Genomic DNA, 1275 nt, shown 5'->3' on the forward strand with positions numbered 1-1275 from the left:
GCACCGCGAGCTGCGGGAAAAAGAACAACATAAAAATTGACAAACTTTAAATTTTTTAGTATATAATATATATCCAAATTTTTAATTATTATTTTATGGGGTTTTATTTTATTATAAAAAAAATTAAAATACATCTATAAGCCTACGAGGTACTATAATGGACATAAAAGCTTTGAAATATTTTCTAATTTCGGCAAGAGAAGGTAGCATCACTAAAGCAGCAAACTCTCTTAATCTCACCCAGCCTAACCTATCAAGACAAATATCTAATTTAGAAAAAGAAATAGGAAAGAAATTGTTTATAAGAAGCAACTACACAATAAAACTCACAACCGACGGAATGCTTCTAAAAAAAAGAGCAGAAGAGATTATTGACTTGATGGAGAAAACTAAAAAAGAGTTTAAATCTTCTGATGATGTTATAGCAGGTGACATTCATATAGGAAGTGCTGAAACTTATTATGTTAAACTTATTGCTGATGTTATAAAAAATATGAGAGATGAATACCCTAATATAATTTATCATATACATAGCGGTGCATATTCAGAGATTACAGAAAAACTCGATAAAGGGCTTTTGGATTTCGGCGTTGTGATAGGCAATTTTGACTCTTCAAAATATGAATGCTTGGAGATACCATATAAAGAGGTTTATGGTATATTAATGAAAAAAACTTCGCCTCTGTCAAAAAAGAAATTCATAGAAAAAAAAGATTTGCTTAATATACCTATAATGTGCCCTAAGATATTTTTTAACAATAAAATACAAACTTCAAAGTTTGATGAATGGATAGGAAAAGACTTTGACAAATTAAATATTATATTAACCTACAATCTTATTTACAATGCTGCCATTATGGCTGAAGCAGATATTGGATATATTTTAACTATGGATAAACTAGTAAACAATTCAGAGGAACTTTGTTTTGTTCCATTAAAGCCGAAATTGGAAATAGAATCGAGGGTGATATGGAAGAAAAACCAGATATTTTCAGAGGCATCAAAAGTGTTTTTGGGCAAGCTAAGAAATAGATTATAAAGATATTCGTTTATAAAAATTATATTTTGAATTTTTTTTATTGTTCTTTTTCCCGCCTTCGCACCAAAGACACTTCCTACGGTCGCTCTGCGGACTTCGTCAAAAAAACCAAAAAGTGCAAGCGTTTTAACTTTGTATATTAGTAATATGTATAAAATAAATGAATGTGAAATAATATTTATATTTTTATACACAAAAAGCTATACTTTATTAAATGCAGTCCTTTTGCTTCTTTG

At 29.0% G+C, this 1275-nt stretch carries 1 protein-coding gene; it reads left to right on the forward strand.

The features are described from left to right. The first annotated feature begins 157 nt into the window (after positions 1-157). Positions 158-1039 carry a LysR family transcriptional regulator gene (locus E6A48_RS11525; RefSeq protein WP_219710453.1) on the forward strand — a complete coding sequence of 294 codons (882 nt, stop codon included), beginning with the start codon at positions 158-160 and terminating at the stop codon, positions 1037-1039. The last annotated feature ends 236 nt before the right edge of the window (positions 1040-1275 follow it).

It is taken from the genome of Brachyspira pilosicoli, from assembly GCF_019402445.1.
Taxonomy (GTDB): Bacteria; Spirochaetota; Brachyspiria; order Brachyspirales; family Brachyspiraceae; genus Brachyspira; species Brachyspira pilosicoli_B.